Raw genomic sequence first — 17,610 nt, 5'->3', positions numbered from 1 at the left:
TTCTAAAAAATATAGTCCGATTTAAAAAGGCAGATAAGTGAAGCGTTAAGGGTAAAAAAGTAGTTTATTGCAGGCTCACCCGATACTCGGACGGTGAAACCTGATAATAATTGCGAAAAGCCTTGCTGAAGTAGTTTTTATCCTTGTAGCCAAGCATATCGGAAATCTCCTGAATTTTCAGACTGGAATCGCTCAGCAGCTCCTTCGCCTTGTCCATGCGGACCTTCTGCACATATTCGTGAATACCGTAACCAAACTGCTGCTTGAACAGCTTCATCAGGTACTCCCGACTCAAGAAATAAGTCTCGGCAAAAAACGAAATTTTGATATCTTCAAAATAGTAACGGTCGATGTGCTTTTTGATATCCGATATATCAAAGGGCTGGTTCCCCGCCTGGGCATGCTGAACCCCGGCAATGTAAAGCTCCAGCATTCGGGTCAGCCTGTGTCCGTAGTCGACAAAGCTTGTAAAATCAGCAGACAACTCGCCTTCAACCACCCGTTCCGCTTCCCCAAAAGCGCCCTTTTGACTAGACGCCGACACAGATGCACCCAATTCAACCGCTGCTTCTCTCAGCAAAAAATGAAACTCCCTGATCAGTCGATCCGCGTCCTGCAAGCGAAAAACAGAGCCGGATGCCAATTGCTTCAGCAGATCGTTTAGCAGTACCTTTGCCCGAATCCCCTGGCCTGTCTGGGCGTCCTTTTGGATCAACAGCAGCCGATCCGTCCACTGCATTTCCTCTGACTTTATCATCTGCCGAGGCGCTGTATGAAGAACGGATGCTCCTTCCAGCTTCAACACATCTGTGCTGTGAATAAGCGCCTTCGCATCCGCGTAAGCAGACGCCAGCTCCACTACATCTGCGCAAGGCTGACCTACCCCGGCGGCCACCACCATGCCGAACAGCCCATGCAGGTTCGTCACCGCCTTCTGTGTCACCTGTGCCAGCAGAAGAGCCATATGTTCTTCCTGCCCTGGAGCCAGGGTACAGACGGAGATGACCTCACGCTCCCGTCTTGGATGAGGGAAGCTAAAGCAGCTCAACCGCTCGTCCGATGTCTGAGCCAGCACATTCGTTACGGCAAAGTCCATCAGCTCGATATCGCCATGAAACCGTGTCCTGCGAACCTCATCCCTGTTCAGCAGCCGCAGCACGCTCACCCCAAAGCGATTCCCCGGTTGATCCGCCCCGATCAAGGGGAGCAATGCCTTATTCGCTTGCCTTTTGAAGCTGCCATCCAAAATAGACAAATACAGCTTCTCCTTCAGCTTCGGCAGCGACATATTCAGCGTAATGTTCTGGCTGATGAACTCGTTTTCGCTTTGCTTGCGGCTTTCCAGGACGTCCACGGCCTTGCGCAGTGCCTGATTCAGCTCCTGTCGATTGATCGGCTTGAGCAAATAGTCCACCACCCTGGACTGAATCGCTTGCCGTGTAAATTCAAAATCGTTGTAGCCGCTAATGACAATCGTCAGCAAATGAGGATAGGCCTTTTCGATGGCACGGAGAAACTCGATACCGTTCAGCTCCGGCATTTTCATATCCACCATGACCACATCTACGTTGTGCTGACTCAGCACCTCCAGTCCAAGCCTTCCGTTCGTTGCCTCATAGATATGTTCGATGCCGAGATGATCCCAATCCCCGACAATACGAATGGCTTCGCGCAACGGCTCCTCATCGTCAATGATCAGTACGTTATACATGACTATTTCCTCCCTGGGGGATGCGCATTTTGATTTCCGTTCCCGTTTCATCTGCAAGTATGAATAATCCTGCCTGATCTCCATACAAAAGCTTTAACCGTGTATTCAGATTTTTTAAGCCGATGTGCTCGCTCTCCCGTTCTTCCCATTTTTCATGGAACGAATCCAGCACCTGCTTCAGCTTGTCCTCCGAGATCCCCGGCCCGTTATCCCTGACCGTAATGGTGGCATCTGTAGCACCGGATTCGGCCGAAATCACAATTAGAATATCGCTCGATACTTTTTCCAGTGCATGCTTGATCGAGTTTTCCACCAACGTCTGCACGGATAATCTCGGAATCCGCAGCTCCATCAGCGCTTCCTCCCACACCAGCTCCAACCGCAGCCTCGTCCCGAATCTTGCTTTTTGCAGACCCATATACCGTTCAATATGCTTGAGCTCTTCGCGGGCAGCCACGATATCCTTGCCGCTGATCGAATATCGCAACGTTTGGGCCAAGGCATCGACCATATCGGCCATGTCGAACATCTCTCGCTTTAATGCCTGTGTGGATATGGCTTGCAGGGCATTATACAGAAAATGAGGATTAATTTCAGCCTCCAGCGCCTTGAGTATGGCATTTTTTTCGACCAGCTTCATTCGATAGCGCTCATTAATTAATTCTTCGGTTCTTTGGACCATTTCGTTAAAATGCAGTGACAAATACGCAATCTCGTCATGTCCCTTCACAGGAGCCGCTGCCCCAAAATCTCCGGTACTAAACCGCTTCATCTGGGTGGACAGCTTATGTAAAGGCCGGGTAATGGCGTTCGAGGTCAGCGTCACCAAAATAATAGATACGCCTAAAAATAAAGCCCCGATAACGTAGCTCCAATTGCGCGTCGTCGTAGCCGTCTCATAAATTTGGCGGTAAGGAATGGGCTTGATCAGCTGCCAGCCTTCCTTTTCGCCAGCATCATAAACAATCAGATACTCCTGGTTGCTGCTGCTGTCTGACCACGTTACCCGTCCACTTCTTCCCTTTCCGATCTGTGCCAACACCCCTGAATCCCGTATGCGCTCATACAGCGGAAAGCTGTCCACATAAAAGGGGACTCGCTCGGGGCTCATCAGCAGCAGATGATCTCCTTTGCCCAGTGGAATGTTCTTCATGATATCGTCGACGGCGCTCGTATTGTAATAAAAGGACAATACCGCCTGCGGATGACGGGATGCAATCGACCGCAGCACTCGATGATAGGCCATAAAGCTGGCTTGTGGCGCCACATAGCCCATATCGGAACGGGACCCCACAAAGGATTGAAACGATTCATTGGTGGTGCTCTTCATCGCCTCTTGATACCAGGGAAGCTTGGGAATATCCGTATTAACTCCTTTGCGTACCGTAATGTTATACGTCTCCCGGGTAACCACATAGTATTGATGACGGTCGGCCACGTACAGATAGATGGCCTCCAGATCATTGCGCGAATAAAACATGCTGCGCAAGTAATTTTCAATGACCATGCGCGAAGCATAGTCATTGTTCTCATTGGCAATCGCGTTCATGATATCGTTATAACGAAGCTGCGGAAGAGCCAGCTGCTGCATCCCTTCCAGATAATCCTCCAAATTTTGATTAACCAGCAGCAGATTATTGGTTGTGCTGGCGATGCTGTGGTTGACCGACTCCTTTTCAATCATCTGATAGGAAATAATCGTGAGCGAGCCCACCACCAGAATGATGACCGAGGTAAAAAGCAATATAAGCTTGTTCACTAATCTCTGCGTGATTCGCCTCCATATGGATCGAAGAAGCGCGTCTGCCCGCTCTGATATCATCATAACCGCCCCTTTTGAAAGCGTACACATTTTTACCCTCAACTGTTTTCTTAAATCCATTGGTCCGGCCCTGTGGGCTATCCTATACTTTTATTATATCTCAAACGGCTTGGAGCGAAAGATCGGAAAATGTTGAGAAAAAGAGGTGCGTTATGCTGAAAAAAAGGGGAATTGGGGGCAACAAGGGTAGTAAATTGGAATTCGGTTTATTCACACTGCCCGTCATCTTGTGCATTACGATTGCATTTTATATTCCGTTTTTGATGACAATACGCTATTCCCTGACCAAGTGGAACGGCATTGCCAAACATCCGAAATTTGTAGGTCTGGATAACTTCAAGCAAATTCTGCTCGGAGACGCCAACTTTGCACATGCGGCCTGGTTTACCGTCAAATATGCCGTTCTGTACATTGTGCTGGTGAACGTGCTGGCCATTTTGCTGGCGCTCGTCCTCGACATGAAGCTGAAAAGCTCGGCCTGGCTGCGGGCGGCTTTCTTTATCCCTTACATCCTCAGTCTCGTAATTGTAGGATTTATATGGAAATTCATCTTCATGCAAGGCTTTGAATCACTGGGACACAGCACGGGCTGGGGCATCTTCCAGCTAAGCTGGCTGGGTGAGGAAGGACTCGCGTTTATTTCCATTTTGGCGGTATCCATTTGGCAATCCATCGGCTTTTACATGGTGATTTATATCGCAGGTTTGCAATCCGTGCCGGACGATCTGAAGGAAGCTGCCATTGTGGACGGAGCAGGGCCGATTCGGAGGTTTTTCAGTATTATTTTGCCGATGCTGGCAACTTCCATTACGATCTCGGTCTTCATGGCATTGACCAACTCGATCAAGGTGTTCGACGTCATTTTATCCCTGACTGGCGGTGGGCCGGGAGGTACGACCTACAGTATTGCCTATGATATTTATCGGGACACGTTCCAGAATAATCTGTACGGCTATGGAACAGCCAAAGCCTTGATTTTATTTGTCGCCGTGCTGGTCATTACAATCATTCAATTGTCTATTTTCAAACGCAGGGAGGTTGAAGCCTGATGCAACGCAGCCGTACGGGACGTATTTTGCTGGAAGCGGGCATGATTGTATTATCGCTGTTATTTCTGTACCCGCTGTTTCTCGCCATTAACAATTCGTTTAAAAGCTTCGCTGAAGTCATGACCGACGTCATTGCGCTGCCCAAGCAGTTTTCGCTGGATAACTACGTATATGTATGGCAGTTTATTAACTACCCACGCTTGTTTCTGAACAACACGATCATTACCGTGGTCGGTCTGGCAGGTATCGTGCTGATATCCTCCATCGCCGCCTACAAGCTGGCAAGAACCAAAAGCAAATGGAGCTCTGTGATTTACATGCTGTGCATCATGCCGATGCTGATTCCGTTTCAGTCCATCATGCTGACCGTCCTACGGCTGGCAAAAGATCTGAATTTGGCGGACAGCACTTGGGGGCTTGGCCTATTGTACTGGGGCTTTGGCGCACCGCTGGCCGTATTTATCTACCACGGCTTCGTGAAAGGTATTCCTGCCGAGATTGACGAAAGCGCCAAGATCGACGGAGCCTCGGGCTTCCGGCTTTTCTTTTCCGTGATCTTCCCCTTGCTGAAATCGGTCACCGCCACCATCATTATTATCGACGTAATGTGGATTTGGAATGATTTCCTGCTGCCCCTGCTCATGGTTAACGGCTCGCCCAGCACCAAGACGCTTACGCTGGCGGCTTATACCTTTGTTGGGCAGTATACGTCAGACTGGCAATATGCCATGACCGCCATGGTAATGGCCGTGCTGCCTTCCATTATTGTATTTATCTTTCTGCAAAAATACATTGTCAAAGGCGTTGTTGCCGGAGCCGTCAAAGGCTGAGACAAGCATATGAATACAGAGTCAAAAAAGAGGACTTGCGTGTAATTAACGCAAGTCCTCTCTTTAAGATTAGAAGACAGGTTTCCCTTCCTCCCCCAGGAGCTATATGAGAAGCTACCTTTGGATCTCAAAATTGAACACGGTAAATTTAGTATCAAAATGAATAGGGGCGATTACAATGGGTTTTGGTGCTGATCTTGCCCGTTGGGTTAACTAATTTCACTCTTCATCATAGTATTTTGGATTTGAAATTCACAAAGCTAATATTAAACAGTAAAGCTGATCCTTTCTAGGATCAGCTTTACTGTTTACCCATTCCACTCTACAAGTAAAAGTACCTTTTTACTTGTGAGTCTTTAGCGTTCGACCCTTAAAGAGAATATAGGACAGCTCATGTTTGATAATTTTATTATTCTCTATTGTTTTCACATAATCTATGTCATCTTCGCGAGTTACAATTTCATCCTTCTCTATACTGGGTCTTTTACGATTTCTATTTTCCCCGGCCGTGCTATTGTCAGAAAAAATAAAAGTGGTATTTAAATCTTCAATGCCCTCACTAATCTTGTTCCCTGTCATATTCTTAGCTGTAATGGCCAGATGAATTTTTTCTCCCATGTTCAATTTGTACGATAACAACTGGAATGCATTTTCATTATCCACTTGTTCTCTAAAATGATCCAAATCTTCTACATTCTCCATCATAGGTGTCTTCATTAATTCTTTCCCAGAGAGAGAATACAGTTTATTTTGCTGATCCCATTCCTGGTGTATGTCTAAGTGCTTAGTAAGTACCCCTAAAGGAACAAACATCGCATTTTTATAAAGTACAGGAACGGTATCCATTACGGACGTGTTCGAGTCGGTAACAATCTCAGTGGAGTTCATTTTAAACTCAACCTTGTGTGTTCCAAACTTAATTGTGGCCGTATTAGAAGTTGGGTCAAATGTAGTCTGTCCTCCCAACAAATCATTAATGGATCTCATAGGCACCATATAGCGATTGTTCTTATCAATATAAGGTGCTTTAGGAGTTGTAAACAAGACATAGTAATTGTTAATCTTCAAAAATTGAGAGCTTGGAGCTATACTCTGAGCTGACATTTTTCCTGTACAGGGTTGAGATAAGCAAAATACAAATACACTTAAAAGCAGAATCCTAAACAGCATCTTTCCCACAAAGTTTCCTCCTTAAAAGAAAGGGGTAAAGCAGCCCCTCTCAAAAAAATTCAGTCTAAATATACTGTCTGTTTCCTCTCCTCCATGCACGTAATTGACTTCAACTTTACTCCTTGGCATAGAGCAATAATCATAGGTTTGACTGTTTCGCCAAGGGATATTATCTTCTGAATTTGTACCGATATAGGATGTAGACCAACGAACTCTTCTGATGTAAGAACCATCATTATAGTCTTATCGATTTTGTATCTGGCCTATACTTGTCGTTCTTTTGATAAGGTTACCATTACCAGTCGCAGTCCAACCTGGAGCCGGCTCGACATAGCTCCTACTTATCTTATTACCGTCTGCATAACCCGTTACAGTCAAAGCAATGTTACCGTCAGAAGGAACATAAAATTTCATTTGTACTTCCTGATCAGGCTCAAAGCGTGGCTTAAAAGTATAAGGGTTCTTTACACCTTCAATGAGCATGAAAGGAGCCCAGTCATTATATTTTGTACTATGCTGTAAACCAACATCAACCGCCATATTTGTGTTACTCCAACCACCCATATAGATGAACCCTGTGCTTCCATTATAACCACTATTATTATCACGAATCTGTCTAGCACTTGGTAAATGAACTACTGTACTAGCCCATGCAAACCCTATATGTGACCATACTGAACGATACGGCCCGTTTTTGAGGTCTCGACATTCAGGGAAGCTCGCGGAGTTAGTGCTAAAATCCGTTGGTGTTAATGAGTGATTTCCCATACACGCTGGTTTAGCCTGTGGCCTCGCCATCTCATCGACGATTTCTTCATTATTGTTAATCAGCTCGCTTCCCTTATATAATTGCCCGTCCTTAATCTGCCATGCCCACTATACTTGTAGTCCACCAGTCGAGTAGCCATATTCAAGTCTCTTTTTCAAATTTTAATCATTTGTTGTTTTGAAAATCACTAGTCTCTCTTTCCTTGACATTTTCTTTCATTAATGATTTACTAATTTTACTATTTGTAATCATTACGATTAAATAATTCGAGTAAGGAAATCACTGCAACATATTCAGCATTTCATGAACACTTTCGAAGGGATGAGTGATTACGTTGGCAAACACGATCGAATCGGAAAAGAAAATACCGGTTACGGTACTAAGCGGGTACCTCGGCGCCGGCAAAACCACGCTGCTCAACCATGTACTGAACAACCGCGAAGGCTTGCGTGTAGCTGTCATTGTCAATGACATGAGTGAGGTAAATATCGATGCCGATCTCGTTCGTGACGGTGGAGGATTATCGCGCGTAGATGAGAAGCTGGTGGAAATGTCCAACGGCTGCATCTGCTGCACCTTGCGGGAGGATTTATTAAAGGAAGTGGAGCGACTGGCGCTCGACAAAAAGTTTGACTATATCCTTATTGAGTCTACAGGTATAGGCGAGCCGATTCCGGTTGCCCAGACGTTCAGCTATGTAGATGAAGAGAATGGTATAGATCTGACCAAGCTGACACGACTGGATACTATGGTTACCGTCGTGAATGCGCCGGAATTTTGGAAGGACTTCTACTCAAGAGACTCGCTCAAGGATCGTGGACAGGAAGTGGCAGATGAGGATGCACGCGGTATCGTTGATCTGCTCATAGAGCAGGTAGAATTTTGTGATGTGCTGATCATTAACAAATGTGATCTTGTATCCATGGAGGAGTTGGAACGACTGGAAAAAGCGCTGCGCGGCATTCAACCGAACGCCAAAATCATTCGTTCCGAATACGGTAAAGTTGATCCAAAGGAGATTTTGAACACGCATCGCTTCAATTTTGAAGCAGCCAGTCAAGCGGCAGGCTGGATACAGGAAATGAACAAAGATGAGCACATACCAGAGACAGAGGAATACGGTATTGCTTCGTTTGTGTACAAGCGCAAGATTCCATTTCATCCCAAACGCTTGCTGAAATGTCTGGCAAAATGGCCTGCTGAGGTTGTCCGCTCCAAGGGATTGGTGTGGTTCACCACGCAGAACCGTACTGCTTTTACATTCAGTCAGGCAGGCAGCTCCAAGCAATTCGCGCGCGCAGGGCTATGGGTATCTGCCTTGACCGAAGAAGAACGACAATACTATCTCGGCGAGGATTTTGAAAAGACACCTGACTGGGATGAACAATATGGCGACCGGGTTACCAAGCTTGTATTTATCGGTATCGACATGGACCGGGCAGGAATCGAACGCACATTGGATGAGGCGCTGCTGACTCCTGAAGAGATGGAACAGGACTGGCGGATGCTGCCTGACCCTTTTACGAAAAAAATATAATATATAAAGCCGAACTAAAAATGTACAAGTAAAACGGAGCGGGCGGAATGGTGCTGTACAAGCGAAGCAGCGGCGATGGGAAGCACCATCCGTCTGTGCAGTGGCACGATAGGTAACTTTTAAGTTCAGCTTATATTATTTGTGCTTGACCCACTGCATACTTTCCAGCGGCCAAAATATCACATCCGCACGTCCAACAATATCTTTAATCGAGACAAAGCCAATGGCACGACTGTCTCTACTGTTATTGCGGTGATCACCCATGACAAAAATATATCCCTCGGGAACCTTGGAATCCGTTATGGTTCCGTTTGGAAAGTCCACATTGTTGTATAGCTCTCCCTTGGCGTGGGCCGCTTGAATGGCCCCTTGAATGTATGACTCCTCTACTTTCTTGCCATTGACGTACAGGTTGTCGCCTTGGTATTGGATCTTATCCCCTGCAACACCAATGACACGCTTAATAAAATCCTTACTTTCCTTTCTCACATGAAATACAATAACCTCACCGGGCTTGGGATCACGCAAACTATAAATCATCTTGTTCACGACAACTCGTTCATCTGTCTTGAAGTTCGGTTCCATGGATGCTCCCTCAACGATAAATGGTGCAAATAGCAGCCAACGTATAATGAACACGAGCACAATAGCCACAACAATCGCTTTAAGCCAATCTATCATCTCACTTTTGACTAGCGGCTGCTTTTCTAGCAATTCTTTGGATGTTGGATTCGTCAAATCATTTCCATTCCCCATGTGTTAACCCCGCCTTTTCTCACAGATTCCACTTCTATTATATGTATAATGTTTAAGTATAATCAAATTTTCCCAGTCTGGCAAAACTTCATTTTTAGTTGAAACAAAAGTGTGAACTTTTTTTCACAATCTCAAAAAAGATGCAAAAAACTGTTGATGCAAACGTTAACATATATTACACTGTGCATAAGCATCTTAGAGCGTTTTGGACATAGGGTAGTTGAATCTGTCACCCAGGAGGTGCCCTATTTTTACTGGAAAGACGGCAGGAGCCACTTGTACTATGCTATCTTTTTTTAAAAATAAGAGATCAAATAAGGAGGAATTTACATGTTTAAACGCAATGATCGTCCAAAACAGGGCTTTAACGCTCTAAGTCTCGGTGTTTCTTTTGTTTTCGCTTCTTCATGCCTTATTGGAACCGCTTACGCAGATACGTCATCCGACATCCCTTCCTCTACCCAGGCAACAGAGATTTCCAGTGCAGTTGATTCATCTGCTGTCTCCACAACGTTGGCGGCGGGCGACTTGTATGTGGCGCCAAATGGTAACGTGTCCAATCCAGGCACCATATCCAGTCCTACCACTCTCGAAGCAGCACTAACGCAAATTGCACCGGGTAAAACTATTTACCTACGCGGTGGCAACTACGCCTACTCCTCAACGATCACCGTTCAACATGGAAATAGCGGTAGCAAAGGCTCACTCAAAGGGCTAGTTGCTTACGGCAGCGAAAAGCCGGTACTTGATTTCTCAGCTCAAGCCTTTGGTTCAAGCAACCGGGGACTTCAGCTTTTCGGAGACTATTGGCTGGTGAAAGGGCTTGAGGTTAAAGGTGCCGGGGATAACGGTATCTATATTGGCGGTAGCAACAACCGAATCGAAAATGTGGAAACCCACCACAACCGGGATACGGGACTCCAGCTTGGACGTTACTCCACCACCGCCTCCAACAGTGAGTGGCCTTCAAACAATTTAATTTTGAATTCCTACTCTCACGATAACGCTGATCCCGATAATGGTGAGGATGCCGACGGCTTTGCCGCCAAGCTGACTGTTGGACCAGGCAATGTGTTTGATAACTGCCTGGCTGCGTACAACGTAGACGATGGCTGGGATTTGTTTAGCAAATCCGAAACAGGCCCCATCGGTGAAGTAACCATTTTGAACAGTGTTGCCCACCACAACGGGCAGACCGCAGATGGAACGTCTACCGCGAACAGCGACGGCAACGGCTTTAAGCTGGGTGGAGACAAAATCAAAGTCAACCATATCGTGAAAAACAGCATTGCTTTCCAGAACAAGAAGCATGGCTTCACCTACAACAGCAACCCCGGCAGCATTACGTTGACCAATAATACCTCGTGGGACAATGGTCAAAGTAATTTTGCTTTTGACAAGGGTGATCACGTGTTCATTAACAATCTTTCCTTTGAGGGAAGCACCAGTGACAAAACAAGCGGTACAGATCAAGACAACTCTAGCGTGTGGTGGAAAGACAAAAAATCGACGAATGGCAAAGGTCTGGCAGTCAGTGCGGATGATTTTGTCAGTCTCACGCCTTCCATCACACGAGGTGCAGACGGTTCCATCCAGCTGGGCAATTTCCTTAAGCTCGCCAAGGGAAGCGATCTGATCGGCTCGGGAACACCGAGCGGCACGAATATAGGGGCACGCTAAAAGCCCATTTCCACTCAGGACGCCCTGGCCCATCTACCAACTTAGACAACTCTGCATAATATAGCGACCGGTGATTGTCCTCATAACCAGACAAAATATGAGGTGAACAGAATCATGGAACGAAAAATCACACTGAAACACACTCTCGCCTATGGAAGCGGTAACATGCTGGGAAGCGGCGCACTTGCCGTCAGCGGCGCATGGCTCATGTACTTCTATACGACCTTTTGCGGACTGTCTCCAGTTCAGGCCGCAGCCATTTTCTCCGTTGCCAGCATCATAGATGCAGTTAGCAATCCGATCATGGGCTTTATCAGCGACAACTTTCACCGAACCCGCTTGGGCCGTAAATTCGGCAGACGCCGTTTTTTCATCATGCTGGGTATCCCGCTGATGCTTGTGTATCCGTTGCTTTGGGTAGATGGGCTGGGCTTTTGGTATTACCTGAGTACCTACGTGCTGTTTGAGCTGGTTTATACCTCTGTTATGGTACCATACGAAGCGCTTGCCGCAGAGATGACCCGGGATTTCGGTGCTCGCTCCAGACTGACTGGATGGAAAGCAATGTTCGGTAAAATGGCCAACTTTGCTGCTGCTTTCATTCCTGGGCGTTTTATCGCCGCTTACGGCAAAGACTCTCCATTGCCCTTTTTGTATACCGGGCTTGTATTTGCAGCGATTCTGCTGATTGCTTTGGCATTTTTGTACAAAAACTCCTGGGAACGTCCCGACGAGGAACTGCAAAAGGAATTGGAAGGCGAGACTCCTCTCTCTTTTATGGATTCCATGAAAAAACTCTTTGTCGATATTTCATCGACCTTCCGGGTAAAAACATTCCGTCATCATCTTGGTATGTATTTAGGGGGCTTTTCAGCCGAATGGCTGTTCACGTCTGCCTTTACGTATTTTATTGTATTTTCTCTGTTCCAAAGTTCGGAAATGGTATCCAATCTGAACAGCTTTAACTCTGTCATTCAATTGATTTCTACCTACTTGTTCATTCAATTTTGCGTGCGCAAAGGGTTCCGCATGCCTTTCATCGCCGCACTTGTCATCGTTTGCTTTAGTGTATTGGGCTACGGTGTGCTCTACTTGACAGGCGCCTCTAATATGATGATGTGGTTGTACGTCATTACACTGTTCATGGGGCTTGGTACAGGCGGTGTTTACTACATCCCTTGGAATCAATATACGTTCCTTGCCGATGTGGATGAAGCACTGACTGGTCGCCGTCGCGAGGGCATTTACGCGGGTATGATGACTTTTGCAGGCAAGATGGTGCGGGCCGTTGTCGTCTTTATTCTCGGCTGGGTATTGCAGCACTTTGGCTTCGTATCCGGGGCCGAAAGTCAGCCGATTGCCGCTCAACATGCCATCTTTTATGTGCTCGTCGTCGGCACGATCGCTTTGGCGATCATCGGTATGATTGCTTCTGTTGTGATGAAGCTGGATATTGACAGTCACAAGAAGCTCATTGCCGAAATTGATCGTCTCAAAAACGGAGGCTCCATGAAATCAGCTAAGCCGGAAGCACGTAAGGTGTTCGAACAGCTGACAGGGTTTAATTACGATCGGTGCTGGGGCAACAACAACGTAGGCTTCAAGAACAAGCCCGTTGACCCTAAGACACATACTCCGTCCATGTAAACCAAAACAACGATCAAAGATCGAACATTTTCCAAAGAGGTGACTGTATCATGGCAAATCCAATATCACAACCAACAGCCAATCCGACAAAAACAGATTCTTGGGCTGTTCGCATGAGCGACTCTGTATTGGAACGGAGTCCTGAATTTTATGAAAAATGGGAATATGACCATGGTGTCATTTATAAAGGTCTGGAATGGGTCGGCGAACTGACAGGCGATCCCAAGTATATGGAATATGTAAAAAAACATATGGATCATTTTGTTGACGAAAATGGCGTGATTCAGCGCTATAAAGTAGATGAGTACAACATTGACCACGTCAATAACGGCAAGCTGCTTTTCTCTCTGTATCGTGCCACAGGGGATGAACGGTATAAGAAGGCAGCTTACCAATTACGCAGCCAGCTGGAAAAACACCCGCGTACCAGTGAGGGCGCATTCTGGCATAAGCAAATCTATCCATATCAAATTTGGCTGGATGGCCTGTACATGGGTGCACCGTTCTACGCTGAATTTATCCGCGAATTCGGAGATCCGTCAGAGTTTGACGATGTGACCCTGCAATTCAAGCTATGCTACAAGCATACGCGTGATCCTGAAACGGGTCTGCTCTACCACGCTTGGGATGAAAAGCTTGAACAGCCTTGGTGCAACCCGCAAACAGGCTGCTCCAAAAACTTCTGGGGACGCTCCATAGGCTGGTTCGTCATGGCACTCGTTGACGTGCTGGACTATATTCCGGAAGATCATGCAGATCGTCCGGCCTTGATCAATATGCTGACAGAAACACTGGAAGCCCTGCTGAAGGTCCGCGATGAAGCTAGCGGTGTCTTTTATCAGGTGCTCAACCTGGGTCACGTGAAAGGCAACTATCTAGAAGCATCCGCTTCCTGCATGATTCTCTATGCTATCGCCAAAGGCGTGCGCAAAGGCTATCTGCCAGAGCATTATCGTCAAGAAGCGGAAATCATCCGTAAGGGAATTATCGATGAATTTATTACGATTACTGAAGAAGGACTCGTGAATCTGAACAAAACGGTGCAAGTAAGCGGCTTGGGCGGTAAGGATCGTCGAGACGGTACATTCGCCTACTATATCAGCGAGCCTATTGTAACCAACGATCCTAAAGGTATCGGAGCTTTTATTCAGGCGATGGGTGAAGCAGAGCGGATCTAATAGGCTTACAAAACTACAATAAAAGAGGACGGGGGCCATGGGGTACCCCGTCCTCTTTTATTATTCACCATTTATCCTTTAGAACTTATTTACTTCATAATCTTAAATTCATATCCCTGTTTCTTTAGATATTCTATAATTTGCGGCAAGGCTTTTGCAGTTTCTTCCTTGCCATAGGTATCATGCATTAAGATCACGGCCTTTTCCCGACCTTTGACTGACTGTATGAATTGGTTTACTAATGCAGCCGCTTTCTTGGGCTTACCCTCTGCATCTTTGTTTAGTACATTCCAATCTACCTGATGGTAATCCTTTTGAAGTAATACTTTATCCAATGCAGCCATCCCCTGCGGATCTCTTCTCTTCCATGTCATGTGCCCACCCGGAAACCGGATCATTCTTGTAGAGAAGTCCGGCCCCAGAATACTCTTTAAGACCTGATTGTTTTTCTCAATGTCCTCCATAACACGGTCTGTATTTACTTTCCTGTGAGGATACAAATACTTATAATTATGTGAATACGTATGGTTTCCAATCGCATGGCCTTCTTTAACGATTCTTTTGATCATGTTCCTGGTATGTTCATTTTCATTGGCTTCCTTTCCTACGATAAAAAAGGTTGCCTTTACTTTCTGTTTTTTTAGAATATCCAATACTTTAGGAGTTACAGTCAAAGATGGCCCGTCATCAAAGGAGAGATAAGCTACCTTTTTCCCATCAGCTCCATCCGGCAATTGCCCAAGCATTTGCTGGTTTAAATATTTCTCAACAAAGGCACCGTCTTCAACGCCGGTTTCGTTTTTTGATATAGCTGCTTTACCCTTGGAGTCCGTATTTGCTTTTACTTTTGATGGATCATGCGCTACGGAATCTGTCTTTTGGGCATGCTCCTGTGTTTGCACTGGTGGTTTGCTGTCTGAGACCTTGATCGCAATAAAAGTAATACAACCTACTACAAATAATAAAATGGCAACCAACATGAGTCTTCTTCTGTTCCTCTTTGAGCGGTGCTCGCTTACCCTACTATGTGAATAGCCCTTTTCCATTAGCTTATGTACCTCCACACCACATTTGATATCCTCTGAATATAGACATATTTACATAGGTTACTTTACCACAAAGTGCGCTTCCCTTCGGAGTCTCAACCTAAAATAAGAAAAACCACCGGATCAGGAGACAACCTACTCCCGGTGGCTTTTTCACTTACCTTGCTTAAAGAAGTTTATGAGTATGATTGCTAATTATGAAGATTGCTTCGTTAGGGCCTGAGCCAACAAAGACGCATAGGCTTTGGCGCCCTTGGGTTTCAAATGAACTCCGTCATGTTCGAAGTATGTGTTTTTACCAGAGCTGGCTTCGTACCAATCGATCATCGTGATTCGCGGGTCCTGGGACGCAGCTTCGGCAAGATGCTTGTTCACAATGCTCTCCCACGGCCGAGGCACACGGGTATTCACGAGTATAATACGCTTCGCATCCTTCAGACTGTCCAGCAGATTGGATAGCTGGTCCTTGGTAAAAGCGCCGTTCGTGCCCAACTCAATAATAACCGTCTTTCCCAGCTGCCCATTCTGTCTCAGCTGCTCCAGTACGGCAGGCGCCTCCGCCATCTGACGGCCGATCCGCCCATCTACAACAGCGCCTGGGAAGAATTCCTCAATGTACGACTGTACATCCAGCATGACAGAGTCCCCAATCGCAGTCACACTTGAGCCATCAACTGTCTTAGGCGCAGCCTGTTGGGTTGAAGTATCTGACGTTGTCGTAAGATCATCGGTAGTCCCCTCCTTGACCGCCTTATTATTAGGCGTTTGTAGCCCGGTCGACGCTGAAGTCTGCACCTTGCTGCCTTGGGAAGCTTGCGGCGGCTTGACTTGGGGCTCCTTGGAAGCGACGGATACCGTGCCATGAAGCGGCGGCATCGCCTTTGACTTCGCAATAGGCTTCTCATCGCTTGATGCCGCCTGTATCGTTGCGTCAGGAGACGCCACGTATAGATGGACGGTGCCTGCAAAAACGCCTACAAAAAGCATAGATGCTGCGGTTGTAGGTATCCATCTCCATCGTGCCTGTCTACGAACCACTGAACGGATTCCCGCAATCCAACGGCGGAATCCCCCATGGCGGATCGGCTCCTCGATATATTTAAACGAGAGAGACGCCAGCAGTACGGTAGCTAACAGTTGTACAATGATTCGCGTGACATGCACACCATCGGTATCCACCTGTGGTGTGGTCAGTGTGATAACCGGAACGTGCCACAGATACAGCCCGTAGGAACGGGCGCCAATCCAGCGCAGTGGCTTGAGTCCCAGCAGTCGGCCAAGATGGCTGACCGGATGTGCCAACGCTGCGACTACAAGAGCAGTGACCAGTGCTATGCCTAACAATCCGCCCCGATACAGAGACGGGTCATATTCATTCGAGGCCCACGCCCAGTGACAGAGCAGCAGCAAGCTAACTGCGCCGATGCCGTCCAAAAGCAACTGTGCCTTGGCAGATGCCTGCTCTTTCAGCTTGCCGCTCGGCCATACCAAGGCCAGCGCTGAACCAATGAGCAGAGCGAATCCACGCGTATCCGTGCCGTAATACACCCGGCTCGGATCGCTGCCCGGCACATAAAGCACGGCCATTAGAAGCGCAGAGATTAACGCCAGACACGTCACCCAGCCGGCAAGCACACTACGCTTGGGCATGTACTTTAGCCCAAACGCCAGCAACAGCGGCCACAGGATATAAAATTGCTCCTCCACTGCCAGCGACCACAGATGCCCGAGTGGAGAAGGTGGCCCAAAGCTTTCAAAGTACGAAACCTGATAAAAAATAAACCACCAGTTGCTCATGTAGACTAAAGCGGCAGGAACATCTCCGCGCAGGGCGGTAAGCCGCGACGGATCGAAAAGCAACGAGCACAGGACAATGACAGCTACAACCGTCAACATGGCAGGCAGCAGCCTTCTGGCACGACGCAGCCAGAAATCTTTCATTTTAAAGCTATGATATGTATCCCACTGACTGACCAAAATATCGGTAATCAAATACCCTGACAAAGTAAAAAACACGCCTACACCCAACAAACCACCCGGCAACCAGTCCGGATTCAGATGATACACAATGACTGCGATGACCGCCAGCACTCTTAATCCATCCAAACCTGGCATATAACGACGTTGTGATGACAGCCGATTCAATTCCATTTCAGCCGCCGTCCTTCTTGCAAATTCAAGCTCCCTGTCTGTTCCAATGCTCTTCTGCCCTTTCTCTCTCCTGCACATCGTCCGTGCAATGCCCTATAGCCTTTTTATTCATTATATAAAACTTCATAATCGTAATGATTTCATTGAAGTTAAAATTAATGACAATGTTTTTATTATATCACTCCTTTCCACACTTAGGTAAGTCGTGATAGATATACAAAAAAAGGTATCCCTTCCCTTAGGAAGAAATACCTTTTTACTGGT

Annotated in this window: 13 protein-coding genes; 6 read left to right on the top strand and 7 right to left on the bottom strand. The window is 46.8% G+C overall.

Annotation, left to right across the window (positions count from 1 at the left end; genetic code table 11):
- Window positions 1-64 precede the first annotated feature (64 nt).
- Together LCF57_RS20735 and LCF57_RS20730 are read right to left on the bottom strand one after the other, a co-directional pair.
- Entirely contained in the window at window positions 65-1,711 is a 1,647-nt protein-coding gene (locus tag LCF57_RS20735; RefSeq protein ID WP_226002383.1) for a response regulator, read from the bottom strand.
- Window positions 1,704-3,563 carry a histidine kinase gene (locus LCF57_RS20730; RefSeq protein WP_226002382.1) on the bottom strand — a complete coding sequence of 620 codons (1,860 nt, stop codon included), beginning with the start codon at window positions 3,561-3,563 and terminating at the stop codon, window positions 1,704-1,706. The genes LCF57_RS20735 and LCF57_RS20730 overlap by 8 nt, the downstream gene beginning before the upstream one ends.
- 122 nt (window positions 3,564-3,685) lie before the next feature.
- On the opposite strand from LCF57_RS20730, the gene LCF57_RS20725 reads away from it, so the two are divergent.
- Together LCF57_RS20725 and LCF57_RS20720 are read left to right on the top strand one after the other, a co-directional pair.
- Window positions 3,686-4,582, top strand: a complete 897-nt coding sequence (locus LCF57_RS20725; RefSeq protein WP_226002381.1) for a carbohydrate ABC transporter permease — start codon at window positions 3,686-3,688, stop codon at window positions 4,580-4,582.
- Complete coding sequence (locus LCF57_RS20720) at window positions 4,582-5,412, top strand: carbohydrate ABC transporter permease (protein WP_226002380.1); 831 nt, start codon at window positions 4,582-4,584, stop codon at window positions 5,410-5,412. Before LCF57_RS20725 ends, LCF57_RS20720 begins: the two co-directional genes overlap by 1 nt.
- A gap of 342 nt (window positions 5,413-5,754) precedes the next feature.
- Here the strand turns inward: LCF57_RS20720 and LCF57_RS20715 are convergent, their stop codons facing one another.
- Both LCF57_RS20715 and LCF57_RS20710 read right to left on the bottom strand, forming a co-directional pair.
- Window positions 5,755-6,582 carry a copper amine oxidase N-terminal domain-containing protein gene (locus LCF57_RS20715; RefSeq protein WP_226002601.1) on the bottom strand — a complete coding sequence of 276 codons (828 nt, stop codon included), beginning with the start codon at window positions 6,580-6,582 and terminating at the stop codon, window positions 5,755-5,757.
- A gap of 243 nt (window positions 6,583-6,825) precedes the next feature.
- Window positions 6,826-7,350, bottom strand: coding sequence for a YrpD family protein (locus tag LCF57_RS20710; protein ID WP_226002379.1), 525 nt, complete (start codon window positions 7,348-7,350; stop codon window positions 6,826-6,828).
- 335 nt (window positions 7,351-7,685) lie between these two features.
- Here LCF57_RS20710 and LCF57_RS20705 point away from each other — a divergent pair, with 335 nt between their 5' ends.
- The gene (locus LCF57_RS20705) at window positions 7,686-8,888 is read left to right on the top strand and encodes a GTP-binding protein (RefSeq protein WP_226002378.1); all 1,203 of its coding nucleotides are present in this window, start codon (window positions 7,686-7,688) and stop codon (window positions 8,886-8,888) included.
- Window positions 8,889-9,023: 135 nt separating this feature from the next.
- On the opposite strand, the gene lepB is transcribed toward LCF57_RS20705, so the two are convergent.
- Complete coding sequence (gene lepB / locus LCF57_RS20700; protein ID WP_226002377.1) at window positions 9,024-9,644, bottom strand: signal peptidase I; 621 nt, start codon at window positions 9,642-9,644, stop codon at window positions 9,024-9,026.
- Between the two features lie 330 nt (window positions 9,645-9,974).
- Between lepB and LCF57_RS20695 the strand changes: the two genes are divergently transcribed.
- From LCF57_RS20695 to LCF57_RS20685, 3 genes are all read left to right on the top strand, one after another.
- Entirely contained in the window at window positions 9,975-11,324 is a 1,350-nt protein-coding gene (locus LCF57_RS20695; RefSeq protein WP_226002376.1) for a right-handed parallel beta-helix repeat-containing protein, read from the top strand.
- Window positions 11,325-11,438: 114 nt separating this feature from the next.
- The gene (locus LCF57_RS20690) at window positions 11,439-12,971 is read left to right on the top strand and encodes an MFS transporter (protein WP_226002375.1); all 1,533 of its coding nucleotides are present in this window, start codon (window positions 11,439-11,441) and stop codon (window positions 12,969-12,971) included.
- A 50-nt stretch (window positions 12,972-13,021) separates the two neighbouring features.
- Window positions 13,022-14,149 (top strand): glycoside hydrolase family 105 protein, encoded by a 1,128-nt coding sequence (locus LCF57_RS20685; protein WP_226002374.1) that lies wholly within the window; start codon window positions 13,022-13,024, stop codon window positions 14,147-14,149.
- A gap of 89 nt (window positions 14,150-14,238) precedes the next feature.
- Here LCF57_RS20685 and LCF57_RS20680 read toward each other — a convergent pair whose 3' ends face one another.
- Entirely contained in the window at window positions 14,239-15,195 is a 957-nt protein-coding gene (locus tag LCF57_RS20680) for a polysaccharide deacetylase family protein (protein WP_226002373.1), read from the bottom strand.
- A 195-nt stretch (window positions 15,196-15,390) separates the two neighbouring features.
- Complete coding sequence (locus LCF57_RS20675) at window positions 15,391-17,346, bottom strand: acyltransferase family protein (protein ID WP_226002600.1); 1,956 nt, start codon at window positions 17,344-17,346, stop codon at window positions 15,391-15,393.
- Between the last annotated feature and the right edge of the window lie 264 nt (window positions 17,347-17,610).

Origin of the sequence: Paenibacillus sp. BJ-4 (assembly GCF_020404765.1) — a bacterium.
Lineage (GTDB): Bacteria > Bacillota > Bacilli > Paenibacillales > Paenibacillaceae > Paenibacillus.
The sequence above is the reverse complement of the archived record's forward strand: the minus strand, read 5'-3'. Positions and strand labels throughout refer to the sequence as shown.